Below are 783 nucleotides of genomic sequence, written 5' to 3' on the forward strand. Positions count from 1 at the left end.
CCGCCGGCCCGGCACGTTGCGCGGGCGCCTCGCCGCCCCCGGCCCGGCAGGTCGCGCGGGCGCCTCGCCGCTTCCGGCCCGGCTCCGGTCAGCGGCCGACCTCGTGGCGGACCTGGATGGGAGTGCGTATCTCCACCGCATCCGGGACGATCCCGCGGCTCTGCAGATGCCGCCCCGACAGCGCCCAGCCGGCCGGGACCGCCGACGTGTCCGACTGACCCGCGCGATCCGAGCCGGCATGATCCGAGCCGACGTGATCCGAGCCGGTGGACCGATCGAGGGACCAGACGTCAGCGCGGAACCACACGTCGTGCCACCGGGCGTCCTCGTCGGCCCGCAACTGGACGAAGCGGCGGCCCAGGACCTGACAGGCGACCTGCCCAGCGGTACCCGGGCTGTGCTCGAAACCGCCGGAGGGCTCCGTCCGGTCGGCCACCCACCGGATGCCGTCCGGGCTGACCTGCACCAGGTACGCGAAGGTAACCGACGGGCGGTCCACCTGGGCCTCGGCGGACGGGCCGAGGCCGGAGGCAGACAGTGCGTCGTCATTCACGCCCACCATGATGTCACGCAGCGACGGCACCAATTACACGACGGGTGACACTTCGCGGACAAGCGGAACGGGACGTGCCTGTCCAGGCAACCGTGCTGGTCGGGGGCGCACGGGTGACCCGGAGGGTGTTCTCGGAGATGCCGCCGCAGGACCGGCAGCGAGGTGCGGCAAGGCGGTAGGGCCGCAGGCGGTTCTCCACGATGGGGACGGGAAGGGCAGCGGTGTGCCAC

General features: G+C 73.1%; 1 protein-coding gene. It reads right to left on the reverse strand.

Features of this window, described 5'->3' with window-relative positions; all coding sequences use genetic code 11:
• Positions 1–88 precede the first annotated feature (88 nt).
• Positions 89–562 (reverse strand): hypothetical protein, encoded by a 474-nt coding sequence (locus tag NBZ85_RS31515; protein ID WP_261560338.1) that lies wholly within the window; start codon positions 560–562, stop codon positions 89–91.
• Positions 563–783 lie beyond the last annotated feature (221 nt).

This window comes from Frankia tisae, assembly GCF_025403405.1.
GTDB lineage: Bacteria > Actinomycetota > Actinomycetes > Frankiales > Frankiaceae > Frankia > Frankia tisai.

Bases quoted from the DNA above. Each gene is read 5' to 3' on its own strand.
- NBZ85_RS31515 (WP_261560338.1), bottom strand. From the start codon at position 562: ATGGTGGGCGTGAATGACGACGCACTGTCTGCCTCCGGCCTCGGCCCG.